The 21,871-nt window shown below is 70.7% G+C and carries 21 protein-coding genes; 9 read left to right on the top strand and 12 right to left on the bottom strand.

Annotation, left to right across the window (positions count from 1 at the left end):
• Nucleotides 1–11: 11 nt before the first annotated feature.
• The 3 genes from FLL47_RS28730 to FLL47_RS28720 all read right to left on the bottom strand — a co-directional run bounded on the left by FLL47_RS28730 (nt 12) and on the right by FLL47_RS28720 (nt 5,101).
• A complete protein-coding gene (locus tag FLL47_RS28730) occupies nt 12–3,068 on the bottom strand; it encodes an ATP-binding protein (protein WP_246158784.1) in 3,057 nt (1,018 codons plus the stop codon).
• Between the two features lie 151 nt (nt 3,069–3,219).
• Complete coding sequence (locus FLL47_RS28725; RefSeq protein ID WP_144124245.1) at nt 3,220–3,696, bottom strand: iron chaperone; 477 nt, start codon at nt 3,694–3,696, stop codon at nt 3,220–3,222.
• Nucleotides 3,697–4,042: 346 nt separating this feature from the next.
• Complete coding sequence (locus FLL47_RS28720; RefSeq protein WP_144124243.1) at nt 4,043–5,101, bottom strand: DUF5937 family protein; 1,059 nt, start codon at nt 5,099–5,101, stop codon at nt 4,043–4,045.
• A 99-nt stretch (nt 5,102–5,200) separates the two neighbouring features.
• Here FLL47_RS28720 and FLL47_RS28715 point away from each other — a divergent pair, with 99 nt between their 5' ends.
• On the top strand, nt 5,201–6,448 hold the full coding sequence (locus FLL47_RS28715; RefSeq protein ID WP_144124241.1) for an MFS transporter: 1,248 nt from the start codon (nt 5,201–5,203) through the stop codon (nt 6,446–6,448).
• 198 nt (nt 6,449–6,646) lie between these two features.
• A complete protein-coding gene (locus FLL47_RS28710; protein ID WP_144124239.1) occupies nt 6,647–7,204 on the top strand; it encodes a hypothetical protein in 558 nt (185 codons plus the stop codon).
• 47 nt (nt 7,205–7,251) lie between these two features.
• On the opposite strand, the gene FLL47_RS28705 is transcribed toward FLL47_RS28710, so the two are convergent.
• On the bottom strand, nt 7,252–8,058 hold the full coding sequence (locus FLL47_RS28705) for an FYVE zinc finger domain-containing protein (protein ID WP_144124237.1): 807 nt from the start codon (nt 8,056–8,058) through the stop codon (nt 7,252–7,254).
• Nucleotides 8,059–8,389: 331 nt separating this feature from the next.
• On the opposite strand from FLL47_RS28705, the gene FLL47_RS28700 reads away from it, so the two are divergent.
• On the top strand, nt 8,390–8,764 hold the full coding sequence (locus FLL47_RS28700; RefSeq protein WP_144124235.1) for a hypothetical protein: 375 nt from the start codon (nt 8,390–8,392) through the stop codon (nt 8,762–8,764).
• An 80-nt stretch (nt 8,765–8,844) separates the two neighbouring features.
• On the opposite strand, the gene FLL47_RS28695 is transcribed toward FLL47_RS28700, so the two are convergent.
• Nucleotides 8,845–9,516: a Rid family hydrolase gene (locus FLL47_RS28695; RefSeq protein WP_222106246.1), complete on the bottom strand. Its 672-nt coding sequence runs from the start codon at nt 9,514–9,516 to the stop codon at nt 8,845–8,847.
• Entirely contained in the window at nt 9,516–11,105 is a 1,590-nt protein-coding gene (locus FLL47_RS28690) for a flavin monoamine oxidase family protein (protein ID WP_246158782.1), read from the bottom strand. Before FLL47_RS28690 ends, FLL47_RS28695 begins: the two co-directional genes overlap by 1 nt.
• Before the next feature lie 266 nt (nt 11,106–11,371).
• Here FLL47_RS28690 and FLL47_RS28685 point away from each other — a divergent pair, with 266 nt between their 5' ends.
• Both FLL47_RS28685 and FLL47_RS28680 read left to right on the top strand, forming a co-directional pair.
• Nucleotides 11,372–11,989 carry a GNAT family N-acetyltransferase gene (locus FLL47_RS28685; protein ID WP_144124233.1) on the top strand — a complete coding sequence of 206 codons (618 nt, stop codon included), beginning with the start codon at nt 11,372–11,374 and terminating at the stop codon, nt 11,987–11,989.
• 139 nt (nt 11,990–12,128) lie between these two features.
• The gene (locus FLL47_RS28680; protein ID WP_144124231.1) at nt 12,129–12,626 is read left to right on the top strand and encodes a hypothetical protein; all 498 of its coding nucleotides are present in this window, start codon (nt 12,129–12,131) and stop codon (nt 12,624–12,626) included.
• 24 nt (nt 12,627–12,650) lie between these two features.
• Here the strand turns inward: FLL47_RS28680 and FLL47_RS28675 are convergent, their stop codons facing one another.
• Both FLL47_RS28675 and FLL47_RS28670 read right to left on the bottom strand, forming a co-directional pair.
• Nucleotides 12,651–13,847 carry an epoxide hydrolase family protein gene (locus FLL47_RS28675; RefSeq protein WP_144124229.1) on the bottom strand — a complete coding sequence of 399 codons (1,197 nt, stop codon included), beginning with the start codon at nt 13,845–13,847 and terminating at the stop codon, nt 12,651–12,653.
• Nucleotides 13,848–14,296: 449 nt separating this feature from the next.
• Nucleotides 14,297–15,436, bottom strand: coding sequence for an epoxide hydrolase family protein (locus tag FLL47_RS28670; RefSeq protein WP_144124227.1), 1,140 nt, complete (start codon nt 15,434–15,436; stop codon nt 14,297–14,299).
• Nucleotides 15,437–15,574: 138 nt separating this feature from the next.
• Here FLL47_RS28670 and FLL47_RS28665 point away from each other — a divergent pair, with 138 nt between their 5' ends.
• Complete coding sequence (locus FLL47_RS28665; protein ID WP_144124225.1) at nt 15,575–17,512, top strand: sensor histidine kinase; 1,938 nt, start codon at nt 15,575–15,577, stop codon at nt 17,510–17,512.
• On the opposite strand, the gene FLL47_RS28660 is transcribed toward FLL47_RS28665, so the two are convergent.
• Entirely contained in the window at nt 17,438–18,043 is a 606-nt protein-coding gene (locus FLL47_RS28660; protein WP_144124223.1) for a response regulator transcription factor, read from the bottom strand. The genes FLL47_RS28665 and FLL47_RS28660 overlap by 75 nt on opposite strands.
• 360 nt (nt 18,044–18,403) lie before the next feature.
• Here FLL47_RS28660 and FLL47_RS43150 point away from each other — a divergent pair, with 360 nt between their 5' ends.
• The 3 genes from FLL47_RS43150 to FLL47_RS28650 all read left to right on the top strand — a co-directional run bounded on the left by FLL47_RS43150 (nt 18,404) and on the right by FLL47_RS28650 (nt 19,846).
• Nucleotides 18,404–18,574 (top strand): hypothetical protein, encoded by a 171-nt coding sequence (locus tag FLL47_RS43150; RefSeq protein WP_186315959.1) that lies wholly within the window; start codon nt 18,404–18,406, stop codon nt 18,572–18,574.
• 349 nt (nt 18,575–18,923) lie between these two features.
• On the top strand, nt 18,924–19,298 hold the full coding sequence (locus FLL47_RS28655; protein ID WP_186315958.1) for a low affinity iron permease family protein: 375 nt from the start codon (nt 18,924–18,926) through the stop codon (nt 19,296–19,298).
• A 113-nt stretch (nt 19,299–19,411) separates the two neighbouring features.
• Nucleotides 19,412–19,846: a response regulator gene (locus FLL47_RS28650; protein ID WP_144124219.1), complete on the top strand. Its 435-nt coding sequence runs from the start codon at nt 19,412–19,414 to the stop codon at nt 19,844–19,846.
• Nucleotides 19,847–19,865: 19 nt separating this feature from the next.
• Here the strand turns inward: FLL47_RS28650 and FLL47_RS28645 are convergent, their stop codons facing one another.
• The 3 genes from FLL47_RS28645 to FLL47_RS28635 all read right to left on the bottom strand — a co-directional run bounded on the left by FLL47_RS28645 (nt 19,866) and on the right by FLL47_RS28635 (nt 21,806).
• On the bottom strand, nt 19,866–20,237 hold the full coding sequence (locus tag FLL47_RS28645; protein WP_144124217.1) for a TraR/DksA family transcriptional regulator: 372 nt from the start codon (nt 20,235–20,237) through the stop codon (nt 19,866–19,868).
• A 152-nt stretch (nt 20,238–20,389) separates the two neighbouring features.
• A complete protein-coding gene (locus FLL47_RS28640) occupies nt 20,390–21,607 on the bottom strand; it encodes a cupin domain-containing protein (protein WP_144124215.1) in 1,218 nt (405 codons plus the stop codon).
• Nucleotides 21,600–21,806, bottom strand: coding sequence for a hypothetical protein (locus FLL47_RS28635; protein WP_144124213.1), 207 nt, complete (start codon nt 21,804–21,806; stop codon nt 21,600–21,602). Before FLL47_RS28635 ends, FLL47_RS28640 begins: the two co-directional genes overlap by 8 nt.
• Nucleotides 21,807–21,871 lie beyond the last annotated feature (65 nt).

Genomic DNA, 21,871 nt, shown 5'->3' with positions numbered 1-21,871 from the left:
GCAGCGGTGGGCTACAGCTGCTCGGCGGACGCGGCCACCCGTGCCGCGAGCAGCCGGGCGCCCTGCTCGGCGGCGATGGCCGCCGCCGCCCGCAGCCCCTGAGGGTCGGTGGTCGCGACCGCGCGCACCCGCAGCAGCTCGGCCAGCACCACCCGCTCACCGGTCGCCTCCGCCAGGGCCAGCCCCTCCGCGGCCAGCGCGGCAGCGCCGTCGAGGTCGCCGACGGCCAGGTGCGCGTTGGCCATGGCGCTGAGCGTGACGGTACGCGTGGCGCGCAGCCCCAGCCGGTACAGCGCCTCGTAAGCCGCGCGCATCCGCGGCCGCTGCGCGGCGTCACCGGCGTACACCGCCGCCCACGCCGCGAACACCTCGGCCGTCGTGACGAAGTGCGGCATCCCGTGGGCCAGGCCCAGCTCCCGGAAGCGCAGCGCCGCGACGTGCCCGGCCTGCGCGTCCAGCTCCTGCAGCTGCAGCCAGGCGGCATACAGCCGCGCGTTGGCCCGGCCGTAGGGGTCGTCGAGCCGGTCCGCCAGATCCGCCGCGGCGGCGAGGTCCGCATCGGCGGCGGCCCGCTCACCCCGCAACGACCGCACCAGGGCCCGGAAGTTGTAGGCGGCCAGCGCAGGCCGCCGCGCCACCTCCCGGCCCAGCACGCGCGGGTCCATCCCGGACAGCAGCTCCGCCGACGTGGTCAGCCACCGCTCCGCTTCGGCCAGCCGGCCCAGGAAGTAGCAGGCCGCGCCGAGCAGGTAGGAGCCTGCCGCGCGGGTCAGCGGGTCGCCGTCGGCGGCCAGCGGCTCGGCCAGCTCCAGGCAGATCACGTACTCGGCCCGGTTCGCGGCCAGCTCGCCGAGCACCCAGCGCGCCGAGGCCAGGTCCGTGCCCGCCGGGACGAGGCCGAGCAGCTCGCGTGCGCGTACGCAGGCCTGGTCCACGGCGTCGCTGCCGATGCCGACGGTGACCTGCAGCAGCGCCGCCCGCCGCAGGTGCACGGCCAGCTCCTCGGCCACTGCGGCGCTGTCGGCGAGCCGGTCGGCGGCCAGGTCGAGATGGGTCAACGCATCCTCGAAGGCCAGCCGCCGCGTGGCGTCGTCGGCCGCACTCAGCAGCCAGCGCAGGTGGTCGCCGTCGTGGCCCAGCCCCGCGCAACGGCCGTAGTGGTAGGCGATCTCCGCGGGTGCGGCCCCGCCCAGCCGCTCGTGCGCGCCCGCCAGCCGGGCGTGCAGCAGCGCCCGCCGGGGCGGACTCAACGTCGCGTAGCCGACCTCGGCGAACAGCGGGTGCGCGAACCCGGCCCGGCCGGGGCCGTCCTCGGCCACCAGCCGTGCCGCGTACGCCGGCTGCAGCTCTTCGGCCACCGTGGCCGCGGGCCGGCCGAGCACATCGGCAAGCACCTGCAGGCGCAGGCCGTGACCGGCGACGGCGAGCACGTCCAGGCATTCCCGGGTCGGCGCGGGCACCGCGTCCAGCCGCAGGCACAGCGTGTCCCGGATGGTCGGCGGGAGCTCGCCCGCGCCGCCGTGGCGCAGCAGTTCGGTGACGAAGAACGGATTGCCGCCGGTGCGTCCCGACAGCGCCGCGACCGCACCCGGGGCCGGATCCGCGCCGGTCTCCCGGCGCACCAGGTTCGCGATCGCGGCCTCGTCCAGGCCGGTCAGGTCCACGCGGGTGAAGCCGGGCGTGCGGGCCAGCTCCGCGGTCGTGGCGACCAGCCCGGGTTCGTGCTGGTACGGCCGCGTCGTGGCCAGCACCAGCGCCCGCGTCGAGGCCAGCGCGCCGGCCAGGTAGCGCAGCAGCAGGAGCGAGTCGGGGTCGGCGGCGTGCAGGTCGTCGAGCACCACCAGCAGGCCGCGCTCGCGGGAGGCGGCCCCGATCAGCCGCGCGACGGCCTCGTACAGGCGGAACCGTGCGGCGGGGTCGGCTCCGGGGGTGGCGTCAGGGGCGTTCACGCCCAGCGCCGCCAGGGCGGCGTCCCCCGCGCCCGGCGCCCCGGCCAGCTCGCCCACCACCTGGATCCAGATCCAGAACGGCGGGGCCTGGCCGACCGCGGGGCAGCGCGCCCGTACGACCGGTGTGCCACCGTCCGCGGCCGCCGCCGCGGCCAGGGCGACCAGCGTGGTCTTGCCGATCCCGGGCTCGCCTGCCACCAGCGCGACCCGGCCAGCGCCGCCGACCGCACCGGCGACGGCGGCGGCGAGCGTGTCCAGTTCGGCGGCGCGGCCGGGCAGGGGCTGAGCGGCGGGCTCGGCAACGGACTGCCGGATCACGCCGCGCGGCACGTCCAGGGCCGGGTCCTGCGCCAGGATCGCCCGGTGTACGGCGCGCAGCCCTTCGCCGGGGTCCAGCCCGTATCCGCCGGACAGCAGCCGGTGCACGTCGGCGAACACGGCGAGGGCGTCGGCCTGGCGGCCGCAGCGGTACAGCGCCACCATCAGCTGTGCACGCGCGTCCTCGCGCAGCGGGTGGGCGGCCGTGAACGCCTGCAGCTCGGCCAGGACCCGCAGGTGCCCGCCGGCGTCCACGGCCGCGGCGAGCCGCCCCTCCTCGGCCTGCACCCGCTGCCCGTGCAGGCGAGCCAGTTCGGGCAACGCGGCGGCGAGGTCCGCGACGTCGGGCAGCGGCTCGCCCCGCCAGAGCCGCAGCGCCGCGGTGTAGTGGCGTTCGGCGGCGACCGCGTCGCCCGCGGCGTGTGCGGTGGCGGCTCGGCTGGTGAGGGCCGCGAAACGGGCGACGTCCACGGCGTCGGCGTCCACGTCGAGCAGGTATCCGCCGTCCCTGCTGCGCAGCGTCGCGGGCGCGGCGCCGGGTGCGCGATCCGGTTCCAGGGCGCGTCGCAGCCCCGCGACGTGGGTGCGCAGGGTGGTCTCGGCGCTGGGCGGCGGCGCGCTGTCCCATAGCGCATCGGTCAGCCAGTCGACGGTGGCGAACCGGTCCGGGCGGATCAGCAGCAGCGTGAGCAGCGCCCGCTGCTTCGGGCTGGCGACGGTGACCGGACTGCCCGCCCGCCGGATCTCCAGCCGCCCGAGGACGCCCATGCTCAGCCCCGGCACGGCAGCGAACTGGATCATGAGGCTGCGGTGTCCACGGCGCCATCCTAGTGAGCCGACCGATGTCGCCCGCCTCGTGCATGCGGCCCGCAGGCCACGTCGACACGGCGGAGGCCCCGCACCTCGGGTGGGGCCTCCGCCGTCGGCCGTCAGCTCCGGCAGGTCGCGGCGTTCAGCTCGCGGCCTTCTGCACGAGCGCGCCGATCCGGGCCTCGTCGTCGGCGGTCAGCTTCGTCAGCGCGTACGCGGTCGGCCACACCGTGCCGTCGTCGAGCGACGCGACGTCGTTGAAGCCGAGCGTGGCGTAACGGGTCTTGAACTTCTGCGAGCTCTGGAAGAAGCAGAGCACCTTGCCGTCCAGGGCGTAGGCGGGCATGCCGTACCAGAGCCTGGGGATCAGGTCCGGTGCGCCGGCCTTGACGATCGCGTGGATCCGCTCGGCCATGACGCGATCAGCTTCGGGCATCTCGGCGATCTTCGCCAGGACGGCGTTCTCCTCGTCCGCCGCCTTGGCGCCGCGTGGGCTGCGGCGCGTGGCGGCCTTCAGCTCCCGGGCGCGCTCCTTCATGGCGCCGCGTTCCTCGTCGGTGAACCCGTCGTACTTCTCGGCGGCGTTCGTGGCGGCGGTGGACTTCTTCGTGGCCTGCATGTCGGCTCTCCTCAGCTCGGGCTTCGTGCTTCCAGCATCTCCGCCGCCCCCTCCGGCGGGCATCCGTGGCGACCACGGAACCGGGTACGGATCGCGGGCACGGATCGTGTCGGGCGGGCGCGGACCTGCCCGAGCTGCGAGCCCGGTGCCGGGCGGGGAAGATCGAGGCAGGAGAGTCTTCCGCCACGCCAGGAGGTGCTTCGCGTGACCGAACTCGACGACGCTCTGCGAGCCCACATCGACTCGTTCAACGCCGCCGTCCGCGGCGGGGGCTGGGCGGACTTCTCGGCGACGTTCGCCGACGATGCCGTCATGGTGTTCGTCGGCGTTCCGGTCGGCCGAGGGGCTAACGCAGGATCGCCTCGACGAAGTCTGCGCCGAGTCGGGCGCAGACCGTGAGGTCGAGTTGGTAGAGCACATATCGCCCGCGTCGGCTGACTGTCACCAGACCGGCCTGTCTGAGCACCGCCAGGTGCCGGGAGACCTCGGGCGCGGTCAGCTGCCACGCGTCGGCGAGCTCGCCGGTGGTGTGCGGTCCGCGGGCGATGGTGCGGGCGAGCCTGCGCCGCACCGGGTGCGCGAGGGCGTCGATACGCCGCTGCACGACCTGCAGCGGGATCGGGTGCGGCAGGCGCGGTTCGGCGACCGGGTATTGAATCACTGGCGGCCAGCCCGGGGCGTGCACCACCAGCAGGTGAGGGTGTCCGAAGGCACTGGGGATGAAGGTGATCCCGCTGCCGTGCGCGGTAGTCGTGTTGTCCTGCAGTTTGTCGACCACGATCCGGTGGTCCTGCAGGGAGACCGACGGTGACACGGCGGTGAGCATGGCCGAAAGACCGTGGTGCGTGAGCAGATCCGCCTTGTGCCGGGAGTCCGCGGCGAGCTGGTGCTGCACCCGTGCCCACGATTCGGCGAAGAACGCCTGCTCGCAGTCCTCGAGCAGGCGCCGTACCCAGGTCCGCACCCGCGGCGGGTCGGCCAGCAGCCGCTCGGCGAACTCAGCCTGCCGAGGGCCGCGGGCAAACGCCAGTTCGAGCGCCTTCTCGCGCGAGAAGCGGCGGTACAGCGGCGTCGCGCCGCAACTGGTCGTGATCAACGCTGAGAACACGTACGTCTCGTCGTCGAGCCGATCGATCTCGTCCAGCTCCTCCGCCAGCGTGGCCCGCGGCCGACTGGGCACGAAGAAGTCGGCACGTGAGGACCGCCAGAGGAAGTCGGCCTCGATCATGCGCTCGCTGAGTTCCGGTTTGAGTGAGGCGGAGGTGGCCGCGATCCAGCTGTGCAGTGCCGGGTGGTGGCCGGGCTCGGACAGCGCATGCAGCATCGAGGTCAGCTCGGCCAGCGGCGAGGGCGCGAACAGGAACCGCTCCTGCGCCACGCTGGTGATGTCGATCGAGATGGCCATGCTCCCATAGTGCCCGCTCACCCGGCCCGGCCGCCCGCGGGTTGACGATCCCCGTCAACCCGCGAGCGTCCCAGCCTGGGTGCGGGGAGATTCGACGGCGTGCGCAGATATGTGGCGGCCCTGGTGGTCGATTCGGTGGGCGGCGGTATGTTGCGGCCGTTCCTGGTGCTCTATGGCGTGACCGTGCTCGGGTTGGGGGTGGGGGAGGCGGGTGTCGCGCTGTCGGCGGGCTTGCTGGCGGGACTTGCCGTGCTCCCACTCGTGGGACGGTGGATCGACCGGGGGGCGCGGTCGGCAGTGGTCGCGGCGACGCTGTTCGTCCGCGTCGCCGGGGTGGTGGTACTGCTTGCAGGCCACGGATTGGTCGCCTTCGCTGCTGCCTCGGTCCTGTTGGGGGTCGGCGGTCAGTCCTTCCCCGCGGCGCATGCGGCGGTGGTGGCAGCGCTCAGACAGGGACGCGAACGGGACGCCGCGCTCGCGATGGCGCGATCGGTGCGCAACGCCGGGCTCGGCGCGGGCGCGCTGCTTGCGATGATCGCCGTGGCCGGTGGCGGGAACGTCCTGAACGGCCTCATGGCCGTCACCGCCCTGGCATTCCTTGTCGCGGGCGGGCTCGCGCTGTCGACAAGAGTGACCGCCGTGGTGCCGAAGCACGACCCTGGTGCCGGCACGCCGCCCAGCATGGCCGTACTGCTCGTGGCCAACCTTCCGTTCGCCATGTGCTTCAGCGTGCTCGAGGTGGTGTTGCCGGCGTTGCTCGTGACCCGGATGCAGGCAAGCGCCGTCTGGCCGGCGGCACTGTTCGTGGGCAACACCGTGCTGGTGATCCTGCTTCAGGTACCCGTCGTCAAATGGTTGTCAAGATGGGCCCGCGGCGCGGTCTTCGCCGCTTCAGGGGTCGTGCTCAGCCTGTCCTATCTGGGCTTCTGGGTGGGCGAGGGGATGGGGGCGGTGGCCATCGCCGTGGTCGGCGTCGTCTACACGCTGGGCGAGATCCTGTACACCGGAAGCGGAACCGCCCTCGCGATCGCGGCCACGCCACCGGCGCAACTAGGCCGCGCCCTGGTGCGTTTCCAGCTTTCCACCGGACTCGGCATGGCATGCGCCCCGGCCGCGCTCATGGGGCTGCTCGAGGCTGACTCGGCCGTGCTGTGGGGATGCCTCACGGTAGCGACTCTTGCGGCGGCTCTCGCCGTTGGCCGGCGGCCCGTCGCTGGAGGCGCGCCGTTCGTGCCGACCTCGGTGCGACAAGAAGGTGAGCGGGAGGCCCAGCCGTCCCGAGCTGATCGACCGGCATCGAGCTGCGGAACTGGGCCAGCGAGACGGGTGGAATCGGTTCTTGGTTGACCGCGGCCACCGCCACGGGCCGCCGGTGCTACCGAGCCCGCCTGAGGATCTTTCACCCACAGCTCCTTCGCCGCTCGCATTCAGCGCGTTCGGTGAACGCGAGTGATCAGTGGTCCGGACGGCTGATGTGGGAGCTGGTGAGCGTCGTGAATCAGACCCGGATCGCCATCATTCGGCCCGCCGGTTCATGCTGGCCGCATGACCGAATGGACCGCGAGGAGCGCGGCCGGTGCGAGGGCCCTCCTGCGTGTCGCTGCGGCGTTCGCGGCCGGCGCCGTCGCGATCAGCGCGTACGTGGTGGCAACGGTCGACCTGGCCCTCGACCGGTACGTGGAACGACACCACAACATCAACGTCGAAGACTGGCGCTTCGGGCCGTTGCTCGACGTGGTCGTCAACCTCACCGTCGTGACGGCGGGAGCGCTCGCCGTCGCGGTGCCGGCGTTGCGCCTGGCCCAGCGTGGCGGGCGGCCCGGCATCGGCACGGTCGCGGTGCTCGGGACCGGCGTGATACTTATCGGACTGCCCCTGCTGCCCTGGTCGATGTTCGACCCGGTGCTGGCGTACGAGGCCCACGTGCACGCGGCGCAGGCCGGTGCGTACGGCTGGTGGTACTACCCGGCCCTGGCCGGTACCGCGGTCGTTGCCGCCGCCTGCGTGCTCTGCGCCGTCGTGCTGGGGCGAAGCGATCGCCAGGCTGGAGGTGCCCCGGTCCCGCTTCCGCGCCTTTCCCGGAGGCGTCGTCCTCGAGGTTGATCAAAACGGGGCGTTCGCGGGCCCGTACTACGTGCAAGGCATCAAGATCAACGCGGGTCGGCCGTATTCCACGGGTAGTCGAACCGCATCGGGGCCAATCCCCAGTCGGCCAGCAAGGAAAGAAGGTCGACGTGGTTCTGCGCGGACATGGTCGCGATACACGTCGCGCCGACGTCGTAGTCGAACGTGTCAAGCAGCTGTTCGTCGTACTCCCAGTGCTGCACCTGGTACGTGCGGGCAGGGTCGCTTCGAACCCAGCCCTCTCGCTCGGCCGCACGATCGGCATCGGTCCGGCCCGGAACGATGTCGACGAAGGCGCGGCGGCCCGGCTCGCTCGCCGGGACTTCTGCCACCAGCCGTCGTGCGTTGCGCAGCGCAGCCAGCATCGGTGGCGAAAACCCGGTCATGGGCGTACGCCTCCAGATCTCACGCCACAGGTATCGCGTACGCGAAGCCGCCGTCAGTCGCGGGCCGCCATCGCGGCCGTGCGGTTGGATTCCGCACCGGGCGCAGATCTTCTTGCGCAGCGGCTCGCCGCACAGGGGACATTCATCGTCGACCAACGCCCCCGAGCCGTAGACGTCGATGAGGCGCCCGACGATGACCGGCAATGGATCGCCGGGGTGGCGCATGGCGTCCGGGCAGAACGCGATGCCGAAGATCCCGTGCTGCTGCCACCGGTCACGCAGAGGCACCGCACGTTGCCCCCGTGCCTTGGCCGCCCTGCGCTCGGCCGCGAAAGCCGCGGCGTGCCGCTGCCAGATCGCCCGTGCCGCAGACAGCTCGTCCACTGCCCGACTCAGCGCGGCCGGGTCGTCCTCGAGCCGTTGCGGGATTCCGGCGTTGACGATCAAATGGTGCCAGGTGGCACGGAACCCGTAGGGCGCGCAGCGCAAGGTGCACTCTCGCAGGTGCAGGAGCCGGTCGTACTCCGGCAGGGATTCGTCGCGTACGCGGAGGGCCGCTGCCGGGAAGCTCGTCATGGGAGTGACATATTAGACACACTCGGCGGCGCTCGGTTGAATGTCGACCGCCAGCCACCGACTGTAGGTCAGCCCACCGGCTGGGAGCTTGACTCCAGGCGCGCCCCATCTGCCTCGTCGCACGATCCTGCGACCTCATGCCAGGTGAGCGCGACAGTGCCGCAATATTGGTGCCATGCATCCGGTGGCACTGAGAGCGGGTATGACGGTCAGCGTCCGGTCCCGGCGTGACGTGGTCATCGTCGACCCTGAACGGTTTCTGGCAGCCGCGCGCCAAGCGCTGCGAGAGGCCGAGCCCGAGCTGACCGAGGAGCAGGCCGCCGCCGCGATCGTCGACGTCTACGATGCAGTTCACGCGCTGCTGGACCGAGACGGGCAGCTCGCCGGCGACGCCATCGGCAGCTCGATGGATCCCGAGGCAGGCCGCGGTGCGCCGCTGCCCGGTATCCGCGTGGTGGACCGTCCGGACGGGCTTTCTCCCGCCGGCTGGCTTCAGCAGATCGTGGTGGACGAGCCCATGCCGTTACAGGACTACGGCTGCTTTCCGCCGGAGGACCCCTTCGCGCCGCGGGCCTGACCCGACCCGGCTCTTTCGATCATAGGATCGCCCACCTCGCCGGTTGACCATGAGGGCGAGGTGGGCGACGGTGTCAGGCGCTACTCGTTCTTGGCCGGGTAGGCCGCGTCGACCTCGACCTCGACCAGCCAGCCGTTGACCGGCAGGTTCTCGATCTCGAGCGCGAACCGCGACGGCCTGGCCGGGTTGGCCACCATCGGCGGGGCGGGTGCGGCCGAGCCGAGCGGCACGTTGACCGGCTCGCCGGTGGCGAGGCTGGTGTTGGCGAAGAACTGCCGGTACGCACGATTCCAGCCGGCGAAGTCCATCTTCTCCTGGCCGGCGGGGTTCTGGAGGAAGACGCGCATCGTGATGACGTCGTCGTAGGAGAGACCGGCCCTGGCGAGGTTCTCCCCGATGCGACGCAGGACGTTGAGGCCCTGCGCCTCGGTGATCGTCACGCCCGGCGGCAGCTGGCCGTCGACCAGGTCGACGGGGTCGATGTAGCGGGCCTCGGTGCCTGCCGCGGCGGCGGTGTTGAGACCGCCGGGGCCGAGGCCGCTGGTCTTGTAGATCGCGGTGCCGCGGCCGATGGCCACGCCGTCGGCGATCGACGGGTTGTCCTGCCCGGCCGGCAGCACCGAGACCGTGGTGCCCGGTCGGGGTGGGAACAGGCCGGCGGCGACCGCGGTCGTCGGCGCGACCAGGCCGGCGGTCAGGGCGACGGCCAGGACGATCTTGGTGCGGCCACCGAGGTGGTGGAGCATGCGCATCAGGCGGTCACCCTCTCGTGGATCTGCTCGACGGTGGCGCGGGCCGAGGTGATGGCGCCGTGCTGCCAGGCGATGGCGTGGCTGAGGTGGTCGCCGGCGAAGTAGACGTTGCCGGAGGCCTGCAGGAGGCTGCGGTAGCCGGCCCCGGTCTGGCCGCCGACCGCGCTGGGCCAGCTGACCCAGGCACCTTCGGAGAACTTCGCCGACGCCCAGTCCTGGCTGAACGACGTGGTGATGCCCTCGCCGTAGACGTCACCGAAGATCTTCTTGCCCTGTGCCACCGCCTCGGTGAGCCGCTGCGCCGGGGTCAGGGCGCCGTAGAAGTTCGCGTTGGCGCCGGTGTTGTAGTAGCCGATCATCGTGCCGGTCTTGCCGTGGTAGCCGTACGACGGGTGCCACATGTTGCCGATGTTGGTGTTGGCGTTGGTGATGCCGCCGTAGATGCGGAAGTCCTCCTCCCACCAGCGGCGGTCGTACTCGATGCCGATTTTGCCGGCGTTGGTCTTGCTGACCGAGCCCAGCGCCGTGACGACCTCGGCGGGCATGTTGCTGGGGATCTTCGCGGCGATGTGGGGCGGCATCGCGTTGATGGCGAAGTCGGCGGTGATGGTCTTCGGGCCGCCGGCGGTCGTGTAGGTGACCGCGACGCCGTCTGTGGTGTTCTGGTACGCCAGGACCTCGGCGTTGTAACGGAAGCGGCGGGCACCGATGGCCTCGGCGAAGGCGTACGCGATGCGATCCATGCCGCCGATGGGCTGGTACATCATCATCGCCTGGTCGAAGCCCATCTCGAAGGAGAAGTAGTTGCCCAGGGTGGAGCGGAACAGGTCGGACAGCTCGTACTGCGGGAGCGGGGTGCCGGCCTCGAGATGGGCGCCGGGCTCGGGGGCGTAGCCGCGGCGGCCGCCGCCGACGTACTCGTTGGCGGAGTTGATGGCGCCGAAGCTGCGCAGGTAGGAGATCAGGGCCTCCTTGTCCGCGGCGGTCAGCTCCGCGTCGAGGGCGCCCTGGCTGGTCGCCTTGGCCAGCAGCTCGGCGGTGTAGCCGTAGGCGTCGGCCTTCACGGCACGTTGCCGGACGGGGACGCCGTTGAGCGCGCCGGGGACGTTCTCGCGGTAGAGGAACGCGTCGGCGTTCTGGTTGGTGAAGACCTCGATCGGGACGCCGAGTTCCTTGCAGTAGTCCAGCGTCACGTGCATCTGCGGGATGCGCCCCGGGCCGGCGTTCATGTACTGGCCCTTGGAGAAGCCGGCGGTCTGGGTCTGTCCTTTGAGGTCGGTGAAGGTGGTGCCGCGCCGGACGGTCCAGTTGCGACCGCCGGGCCGGTCGCGGCCCTCGAGCACGGTGACCGAATAGCCGCCCTTGAGCAGCTCGTACGCAGCGGTCATGCCGGCGATGCCGCCGCCCATGACGATGACGGACTTGTCGCCCCGGCTTCGCAGGGCGTCCCTCGTGAGTGGGGTGAACGGCGGGGTCTCGGCAGCGTTGGCCGCCGTGGTGAGCCCGAGGGCTCCCATGGTGTGGAACATGACTCCTGCGCCGCCGGTGATGCCGATCTGGCGGAGGAAGTCACGGCGTGTCTGGCCCAAGGGGTGAACCTCCAGGGACGTCCGGGAGGCGGGGGGGACGCCTCCCGAGGTTGGGGATCTTGGGTCCGGACGCTAGGAGGGCCAGATTTCGGTGGTGCTTTACTTGTGTGTCCGCCACGTTGCCTACCCGGTCGTCAACCGACGGGTAGGTTGCGGCGAGGGGTAACCCCTGACGAACCAAGAACCAGCCCATGACCATGGGAAGTGCGTGTGACCTGCGACAAAATCGGATAGCGCCATCGGCGCCATTATGTGATCGTTGCGGAATGCCTCAACCGATCTTGCGGACTGATCGCCTGCTGCTGGTCCCGCTTGCGGACCGGCATCTGGAGCTGGAAGTCCAACTCGATTCCGATCCGGAGGTGCTTCGGTACATCAGCGGCCGGGCGCGATCCCGGGACGAGGTGGTCGCATCTCATTCGCAGCGGATGGCCTTGGGACGCAAGGTGGACGGCTTGGGCTTCTGGATGGCGTTCGCGTCTGACGGCGGCGCGCTTGACTCGACGCCACCCGCAGGTGAGGACGATGGCGATTTCATCGGGCTGATGATGCTCCCGCCGGCGCACGGTCCGGACCAACCTGACGACCCGACCGTCACAGACCTGGGTTACCGCCTCGTCCGTCGGCACTGGCGGAAAGGTCTGGCCAGCGAGGCATCCCGCGTCCTGCTGCGGCACGCCTTCGACACCGTCGGGCAGAGCCGGGTGATCGCGCAGACCATGGCAGTGAACACCGGGTCCCGAGGCGTGATGGAGGCCATCGGCATGCGGCACGTTCGCACGTACTTTCCGGTCTGGGACGACCCGCTCCCGGGCGCGGACCTGGGCGAAGTCGAGTACGAGATGACCCGCGGCATGTGGCAGGCGTGCCGTGGCGCTCGCTGAGGCAGGAATGCGTGGCCATTGAGGTGGCGGGGCGGATCACGTTGCTGCCGCTCGCCACGATCAACTAGGGTGCGGCGGGGCGCCCTCCACATTGTGCGGACGGCGCCGCCCCAGCGTGAACCGTCGAGGAGCTCTCCGAATGCGCCGTACCGCCGTATCCGTGCTGCTGGCCGTCGTCATGACGGGTGTCGTCGCGTGCAGTGACGCGGCCGAGCCGCAGGCCGGGCCCTCTGTCGTCCCGGCGAGCAGCGCCGCGTCGGATGTGCTCGCGAGCGTCCCGGCCGCCTGCGAGGCTGCCGACGGCCTGTACGCCACTCTGAACACGCAGACGCAGCAGCACATTCAGCGCGGCTTCGAGGCGGAGAAGCGGGGCGACAAGGCGACGGTGGCCAAGGAGCTGGAGGCGCTGGAGCCGACGTTCCTCGCCGTGGCGGCGAAGTTCGCCGAGGCCTCCGACCGGGTCGCCGACGCCGAGGTGAAGGTGGCGCTGACCGATCTTTCCGACGCGGCCGTGGCGGCGTCGACCTTCACGAAGTTCAGCGAGTTCGGCTCGATGCAGCAGCTGACCGTGTCCGGCGAGCTGGTCCTCATCCGCAGATGCCGCAACGCCGGATACAAGTTGGTCAACCTGGTCTGACCGCCGCCAAGGCGGTGCCCGATCTCAATGGCGCAGTGGGCGCAGGCCTGCCCGCAGCTCTTCGGTGAACGACTTCGGCTGCTCCCAGGCCGCGAAGTGCCCGCCCTTGTCGAGCTTGTTGTAGTGGACGAGGTTGGGGTACGCCCGCTCGACCCAGCTGCGCGGCGCCGAGTAGATCTCATCCGGGTAGGCGCTCACGGCCACGGGCACGCCGACGCCCTTCGGTGCGAAGAAGGCGAACTTGTTCTCCCAGTACAGGCGGGATGCGGAGATCGCCGTGTTGGTCAGCCAGTAGAGCGTGATGTTGTCCAGCACGTCGTCGCGGGTCAGGCCCTCCTTCTTGCCCTGGAAGACACGCGCGATCAGCTCGGTGCTGCGGGCGTCGTGGTCGAGGATCCAGGCGGCCAGGCCGACGGGTGAGTCCGCGATGCCGTACAGCGTCTGCGGGCGGTTGCCCATCTCCTGCGCATAGGCCAGGCCCTTGCCGTAGAAGAAGGCGAGCTGGTCGAAGGCGTGGCGTTCCTCCTGCGAGAGACCGGCCGGCGCTTCTGCTCCGGCCAGCGCCGCCTTGTCGATCTCGGGCGGCACCGCGCCGGCCATGTTGGTGTGGATGCCGAGCAGTTCCGGGGCCGCCTGCACGCCCATCATGTCGACGATGAGCGCGCCCCAGTCGCCGCCCTGCGCCGCGAACTCGGTGTAGCCGAGCCGTTTCATCAGCTCCACCCAGGCTCGTCCGATGTGGTCGGGATCCCAGCCGGTGGTCTTCGGCGTGCCCGAGAAGCCGTAGCCGGGCATCGACGGGATCACCAGGTGGAAGGCGTCCTCGGCCTTGCCGCCGTGTTTGGTGGGGTCGGTCAGCGGATCGATGATCTTCAGCTGCTCGACGACAGATCCCGGCCACCCGTGCGTGACGATGAGCGGCAGGGCGTTCTCGTGCGGGGAACGGACGTGGATGAAGTGGATGTCGAGCCCGTCGATCTCGGTGATGAAGTTCGGGTACGAGTTCAGTCGTGCCTCGCACTTGCGCCAGTCGTACGCCGTCGCCCAGTGCTTCGCGAGCGACTGCATCGTCGCGAGCTGCACGCCCTGCGTCAGGTCGTCGACGGTCTCCTTCTCGGGCCAGCGCATGGCCTCGATACGCGCACGCAGGTCGTCCAGCTGGGATTGCGGTATCTCCACCGTGAACGGCCGGATCGCTGATTTCTTGCTCTTGGCGGGCATGGGTGTCCCCTTACCGTTGACGGGTGAGACCGCAGGGTCTGTGCGCCCTGGGTGCGACGAGCGCGGCCTACCCGGCCGCTGTGTAGCGCGGGCGGCAAGAATGATACTTGTTGCCCGTATTTAACCTATTCATGGCCTATTACCGCTTGATTGCCTTATGGTAATACGGTTCGCGGGCGCAGGGTGCCGCTACCGGCGTCCTGATGCGGCCGCAGCAGGGCGGGGGATTGCCGGCCATGGTCGGCAATCCCCCGCCCTCGTCCGATCAGACTGCTGCGCAGCTCGCGGCCGGTGTGGTGTCGCCGTTCTTGCCGTGTCCGCCCATCGCTTGCTGACTGCGGCCCGTGGCCGAAGCCCACCGAACTTGACCGACGGCACGGTTGTGGCCTCGACCACGGAAGCCGACGTCATCGGGCGCAGCCGACCGCCGCTGATGCCGGATCCGAAACTCAGCGGAGGGCGCGGAAGAAGCCCCGAATGTCGGAGGTCACCAGCTCCGGCTCCAGGTGGGCGGCATAGTGTCCGCCGGGAGCGTCGTACAGGTGCCACTGCGTGATGTTCTTGTGGTCGCGGTCGGCGAAGCGGCGGACCCCCGTGAAGTCGCCCCCGAAACCGGCCACACCCAGGGGGAACGTGCTCGGCTCGGCTGGCGCGTGGGCGGCGTTGGCGTCCTCGTGGTAGAAGCGGATCGACGAACCGGCGGTGTTGGTGAGCCAGTAGATGGCGGCGTTGGTAACCACGAAGTCGTCGTCGAGGCGCCGGCCGCCCATCGCTTCGTCGTCCATCAGCTGCAGGTTCCAGCCGAGCAGGCCGGCCGGTGAGTCGGCCAGCGCGTGGGCGAGGGTCTGCGGCTGCTGCGAGTGAAGCTGGTTGAACGAGAACTTGGCCGCCATGAACCACTGCAGCTGCTGCATCTGGGCCATGTCCTGCTCGGACATGCCGGCGAATTCGGCAGCGTCCCCGGAGGGGAAGGAGAACACCTGCATGACGTGTACCCCGACGACTCGGTCACCGGCGTGGGTGGCCAGCCGTGGCGAGATCATCGAGCCGGCGTCGTTGCCGTGCGCTCCGTAGCGTTCGTATCCCAGGCGCGACATCAGCTCCGACCAGGCCGCGGCCGTGCGTACGGTGCCCCAGCCGGTGTCGGCGGCCGGGCCGGAGAAGCCGAAACCCGGCAGGGACGGGATCACCAGGTGGAACGCGTCAGCCGCATCGCCGCCGTGCGCGACCGGATCGGTGAGCGGGCCGACCAGGTCCAGGAACTCCACGACTGATCCGGGCCAGCCATGGGTGAGGATCAGCGGCATCGCCGCCGGTTCCGGCGACCGCACGTGCAGGAAGTGGATGTTCTGCCCGTCGATGGTGGTGGTGAACTGGGGATGCTGGTTGATTCGCGCTTCCTGGGCACGCCAGTCGTAGGCGGACCGCCAGTGCTCCACGAGCCGGCGCACCTGGTCCAGGCCCACCCCGTAGCCGGCCCCGGGCGCGGGGTCGGTCCACCTCGTCCGGTCCAGTCGGGCACGTAGGTCGGCGAGGTCGGCTTCAGGAATGTCGATCCGGTACGGCCGGATCCCGGTGTTGTCCGTCATGATCCGATCCTGCGTCGTGCCTGGCGGCGGCGGCAGTGCAGGAGCGCACCGACCGCCCTCGCACAGTGCCGCCCATCACGTTGACAGGTGCAGGTCGACACTGTGCAATATGCACTTCATCGAGGTCACGGAGGCGCAGTGGGGCGACGCGCCCACATGGCCCAGGCGTTGCTGATCACCACACTCGCCGCCTGGTTCGTGGCTCGTAGCGGGTTCGTCTTCTCCGGCGACTACGGGCCTTCGGGGATCAGCCCGCTGTCAGGCGTCATCGCCGTGGGAGCGGTCGGCGGGCTCGCGGCGACGGTGTTGCTCATCGGATCGCGGAGACCGTCGTCTCGGGCGATGCCCTGGGTGATGGCCGGGCAGGCAGCGCTGGCCTTCGGTCCGTACCTCCTGATGGGTGAGGTGTGGGGGCCGGTCGCGGGCGCGGTCGTCGCCTCGGTGCTGTTCACCATGCCGCGCAGGATCTCCTGGCTGACGGCCGCACTTCTGATCGCGCTCGACGTCGGCCTGAGCGCGGTGTTCGGCGAGGCGGGCGCGGACGGGTTCGCCCTGGTCGGCAGGCTGGTCATCGATGTGCTCGTCGGGTCGAACCTGTTCGGCGTGATGTTGTTGACCGACCTGACCCGCCGCGTGGCAGCCGAACGAGCCGCTCACGCAGCGCTCGCGGTGGCCGAGGAACGTTTCGACAACGCCGAACGTCTGCGTGTCACGCTGGGCACGGACCTGTCCTCGGTGGTCCGGCTGAGCCGGCTCGGCCTGGACGGCGAGCAGGCACGGGCAAGGCTGTCCGAGATCGCGGCGACCGCCCGGCGAGCCGCGCACACCGCACGGTCGATCATCGACACGCGGCGGCAACCATCCGGCGGGCAGACCGATCCGGACGCCGTCTCGTCCCCGACCACCACGATCTCGCCGCGGCTGGCATGGTCCTTCACCCTGGCGACGACCGTCAACTGCGCTCTGCTGGTGCTGGTCAACTTCGCGTTCTACGTTCAGCCGAGCTTCGCCGGTTGGGTGCTCGTGCTGCTGACGCTGGCCGTGTCCGCGGTCCTGCAGATGTATCACGGTGCGCCACAGGTGACCGGTCACCCGGCCCGCCGTTGGCGGTGGACCCTGCCCCTGCACCTGGTGATCCTGACGACGGCGGTCGCGGTGAGCGGCCCGCACTTCGCTCCCACGATCACGTTGGCGGCCGGTGCGGTGCTTTACCGATGGCGTCCGCCGTGGTCGTTCGGCGTCCTGGTGATCGTGACGGCCGAGTTGCTGCTGGTCCTGCGGCCGGGTGCGACGTTCGGAGACCACGTCTACCTGGTGGCCGGCCTGGCCGGGGCACTGATCCAGGTGTACGCCTTCTGCCGCCTGCCGGAAGTGGCACGCGAACTCGCGGAGGCCAGGGAAGGACTGGCCCGGCTGGCGGTGGTCCGGGAGCGGCTGCGGGTCACCCGGGACGTCCACGACCTGCTGGGGTTGAGCATCACGGGGATCAGCCTGAAGTGCGAGCTGATCACGCGGCTCGTCGACACCGACCCCGCCCGTGCCCGACGCGAGTTCGATGAGCTGGCCGCACTTGCCCTGCGCGGGCTCGCGGACATCCAGGCGGCGGTCTCAGGCACCTCGGAACTGCGTTTCGCCGAGGAGCTCCGTGCCGTCTGCTCGCTCCTCGACGCGTCGGGGATCCGGACCGAGGTCGTGGTCAGTGCCGTCGCCCTGCCGGCCGACATCGACACGCTGCTGGCCACGGTGGTACGGGAGGCGGTCACCAACGTCGTCCGCCACGCCACCGCAGGCACCTGCAGGATCACGCTGACCGTACGGGATGAGGCGGCACGGCTGCGAGTCGCCGATGACGGCAACCCCGGCCGCACGGTCGGTGCCGGAACCGGCTTGGTCAACCTGGGTGCACGGCTCGCCGCCGCGGGCGGACGACTGGACGCCGAGCCCGACGGCGACGGATTCGTGCTCACCGCACACGTTCCACTGCGGCCTGTCGAGGCTCGGCTACACCCAGCCCGCCTCGGCCGCGATCCTGATCGCGTCGACCCGGTTCCTGGCGTCGAGTTTGGTCACCGCTGAAGCCAGGTAGTTGCGGACCGTGCCGTAGGTGAGGAACAGCTTCGCAGCGACCTCGCGCGGCGTCGCGCCCGCGGCGGTGAGTCGCAGCACGTCGGTCTCCCGCTCGGTGAGCGGGCTGCCGCCGGAGCCGAGCGTCGCGTAGGCCAGGTGTGGATCGATGACCCGCCCGCCGGCGGCCACGGCGCGGATCGCGTCGACCACCTCGCGCGGCCCGGAATCCTTGAGCATGAATCCGGCCACCTGCGCGTCCACGGCACGGCGCAGGTTGGCCGGTCGTCCCACCCCGGTCAACACCAACGTCCGGCAGGTGGGCAGCTCGCGTCGCAGCCGTGCCGCGGCGTCGAGTCCGTCCAGGCCCGGCATCTCGATGTCGACCACGGCCACATCCGGCCGGTGCCGCAACGCGGCCGGGACGACCTCATCGCCCCGCTCGACGGCCGCGACCACCTCGATGTCGTCCTCGAAGCCCAGCAGCTCAGCCAGCGCCTCCCGCAGCACGCGTACGTCCTCGGCCAGCAACACCCGGATCATCCGCGCTCCCTTCGCCGGCGGCCAGCATACGTCGACACCCGCACGCCCCGGCTTTCGCCGCAGGTGGCAGAAGTCCTGCCCGCCTCGGCCGAGCCGTTCGCGCAGCACGGGCGCGGCATCCTGAGCACCTCGGCATGAGTGAACATAATCGATGCTTATCCCGTGGCCGTTACGGCAATACGGCAGCTGAGGGGCGTACCTGTCTCGCGCCGGGCACCAACGTCGATGCCGCACCGTGGGCGTGGTTCAAGGCGACGCCACATTCAGTGGGGGCGGTTCGCGTATGCGCTCTCTGGGCTGCTTCGCTGCGGTGCCCGCGCCCCTCGCATGCCGACAATGGGGGGTCCGACCGTGCAGACCGTGACATCGAACCGGGTATTGCCGTCAGCGGAGCGGGAAGCCGCCTACCGGCTGCGTGCCGCCGAGCGTGGCATTTGGGCAGAGACCGGGTGGGACACGTCCACCGACGTGGTGCTGGCCATCCGGAACCGGCTGGTCCGGCAGGGGTCGCCGATGACCGCGGCCGCCTGACCGCTCGCTGCGCCGGGACCGATCTCTTCAAGGTGGCCGTGCGGAACACGTTTGGCGATGACGCACGCGGATATCCACGGTCCACAGACGCTCGTTGAACCGGTGCCGTATCGAAGGGGGAGCCCCGTGTATCTGTTCGATGCCGACAGCGTGGTCGTGAGTACTGCCACCGAACTCCTCCGGGTCCATCAGCCCGCTTCGGCAGACGATCCGGCCTGCGGAGGCTGTGGTGAGCCGGCCCCTTGCGCGGTCGCCGCGAACGCCAGGCAGATCCAGTCCGCGGCGAGACTCGCCGCTGGTTCCGGCGAGCAGTAGCCCGATCGAACCCGTTGGCACCCAGGAGCGAGTTGTGCAGCAGGAACAGGTACGCGCCCGTAGCACGATCTCTGCGGCGACCCGGTGGGTCGTGGAGTTCGCCGGATCCGCATGGGCCGCCGTCGCAGCGGTGCTCCTCGCCGGGCTGTGGCTGTTCGGCGGCGTCGTGGGCGGGTTCACGGATCGGTGGATCGGCGTGCTGCACGCGGTGACCGGGGTTTTCACGTTCATCATGGTGTTCTTCGTGCAGCACGCCGCCGGCCGGGAGTCGCGGGCGGTGCTGCTCAAACTCGACGAACTGGTGCGGGCCACCAGCGGAGCCCGCGACGAGCTCATCGCCGCCGAACAGCAGCCGCTGCACGAGCAGGAGCGGTTGGAGCAGCGCCTTCAGGCCGAGGCCGGGGCCTGATCGAGGACACCCCGCGTCTGGCCCTGTGGCCTGCGCCGTCGCGTCAGCCGCACCTGGTTGATAGGGTTCGCCGACGGCCCGTCCAGCGGGCTGCTTTGGCTAGGAGGCTTCCGGTGCCGGACCGCTCCCCGTTGCGGATCCTCCTGGTGGAAGACGACGCCGGCGACGCATTGCTGGTGGCCGACGCCCTCGACACGTTCGGCCTGGCCGAGAGCATCTTCCACGTCGAGGACGGCGACCAGGCCCTGACATTCCTGCAGGACGCTTCCTCGCCTCGACCCGACCTCGTGCTGCTCGACCTCAACCTGCCCCGCGTCAGCGGGCATACGGTCCTGTCCGCGGTGAAGAACGATCAGCGGCTGTCGACCATCCCCGTCGTGGTGTTCAGCACTTCCAGCAACCCCGACGACGTGCAGGCCAGCTACGGCTCGCACGCCAACGCCTACGTCGTCAAGCCGCAGGACATCGACGGCTACGACGAGGTCATCGGTGCGATCTACCGCTTCTTCGACGAGATAGCCCTGCGCAGTCCTGCTCCGGCCGCCTGAGACACCATCTCGCACCAGGTCAGCGGCCCCTTTCGGCGCGCTGCTGGCAGGCGATGCAGTGGGTGGCCCACGGCATGATCTCCATCCGGGCGAGCGGGATCTGCTGCCCGCACTTGCCGCAGATCCCGAACGAGCCGTCTTGCAGCCGGTCCAGCGCCGCCGACAGGCGCTCGGCCTGTTCGGTCAGCGCGGCCGTGACGATGTCACGTTGGGCGGTGTCGCTGATCAACGAACCGGCGTCGGCCACGTCGCCGGGCTCATGCCGTGCAGCCTGCCGCAGGTTGTGCGACTCGGCCGCTTGCACACGGATCTGCTCGATGGTCTGTTCGTGCCGGTGGCGCAACAGCGCCGCCACCTGCTCCAGGTCCACCCCGTCGTCAACAGCCGTCATGCGAGTCCTCCTCACGCCACAGGCAGCCGTGCCCTCTGCCGGCCGGGCTCACCCGCCGCGGCAAGGTGAGACCAGACCATACCGGCCGTATCGATGTAGTCGACGAAGAAACACCGCAGCACTGGGCCGACTCCTCGGGACTGCGGGCGGGTTCAGGCGGGGGTCACGACGGCTTCGCGCAGAAGGCGCCGCACGAGCACGAGCTGGGACTGCTCGTCGAGGCCGGGCAGCTCCCCGACGCGTACCGCGGGACCGGCGAGCAGCGCCCGCACGGCCTGGTCGCATTCGGGCGGGTAGCCGACGGTCCGATCGGCGAGCTCCACCTGCCCCTGCCCGAGGGCCAGGTGCAGGCCGGGGCGTGGCTGTACGCGACTGTCGAGGGTGAGCGTGTCGGCGAACGCGGCCTGTGCCACAGGCCGGATCGGGCCCGGTCGGTGGGCGGTCCACTGGCCGGGTCGTAGGCGGCGGGCGACGTCGTCGGCGTCGGCCTTGACGACGGCGTCCTGCAGCGCCTGCACCGTGGCGGCCAGGTGGGGTGCCAGGGCGGCCGGGTCGGTCAGGTCCAGGCCCAGGGGCAGGCCGGCGCGCAGCTGCGGGTCTTCGGCGGCGAGGCCGAGCAGCGCCTCGACGATGCTGTAGCGGGTGGGCCGGCGCAGCCCCAGGGTGATGTGCAGGCTGGTGCGGTCGACGGCGGACGCGGCGTGCAGCCAGCCGCGGGGCAGGTACAGCACGTCGCCTTCGTCGAGCACATGGTCGAGGTACGGGGCCCCGATGGCCTGCGCGGCGACCTCGTCGGCGCGGCCGCCCCAGGGCTGGCGTTCCAGCGGGTCGGGATGAACGGGCTCGTGCACCTGCCAGTGTTTGACGCCTGCGACCTGCAACACGAACACGTCATGGGTGTCGTAGTGGGTGGCGAAGCCCTGGTTTCCGGCGGGGGTCAGGTAGGCGTTGGCCTGCACCGCGCAGCCCAGCTCGCGGGCCAGGTCGAGGCAGAAGGACTGCAGCGGCGGCCAGATCCGGTGCAACCCCTGAAAGATCAGCGTGGCGCCGTCGGCGAGCTGTTCGAGCACCCTGTCGTCGCGGATCTGGTCGGTCACCTCGGCGCCCAGCCCTGCCCCGCCGGTGAAGGTCCGTGCGGGCACCACGGTGCCGGCGTCGGCGATTCGCAGGAACGGTGTGCGCAGGCCGCGTTCGCTCAGCAGTTCATCGACGGCGGTGAGGTCGAGCAGGTCGTCGTGGCGGCCCGCGCGGCGCAGCAGCGGCCGTACGCCCCAGTGGACGCGTTCGAATTCCGCCGGGTCGCCGACGCAGCGGCGCAGCGCCGACCCGTCAGGGCCGGGCGCTGCGCCGTGGTCGAACCGATCAGGCACTGCCGTCGGCTCCGCCGTCGTGCTCAGCCGAGTCGACCGCGTCGTCGGCGCCGGCGTCCAGGGGGCCTTCGAGGTCGGCGCCGCCGTCAGCGCCGCCGTCCTGCTCGCTCGGGTCGACCTTCTCGCCCGCTCCGGCGTCATCCGGGCCCTCGGTGCCGGGTGTGCCCGTCGTCGTCAGGTCGTCGTCGTTGATGCTCATGCCGTCCTCCGCTCGTCTGCCGCCAACATCCTGATCTTTTCCAGGTCAGGAACGGCATAAACGTC

Origin of the sequence: Catellatospora sichuanensis (assembly GCF_007483665.1) — a bacterium.
Lineage (GTDB): Bacteria > Actinomycetota > Actinomycetes > Mycobacteriales > Micromonosporaceae > Catellatospora > Catellatospora sichuanensis.
This window is presented reverse-complemented; position numbering and strand designations above follow the sequence as displayed.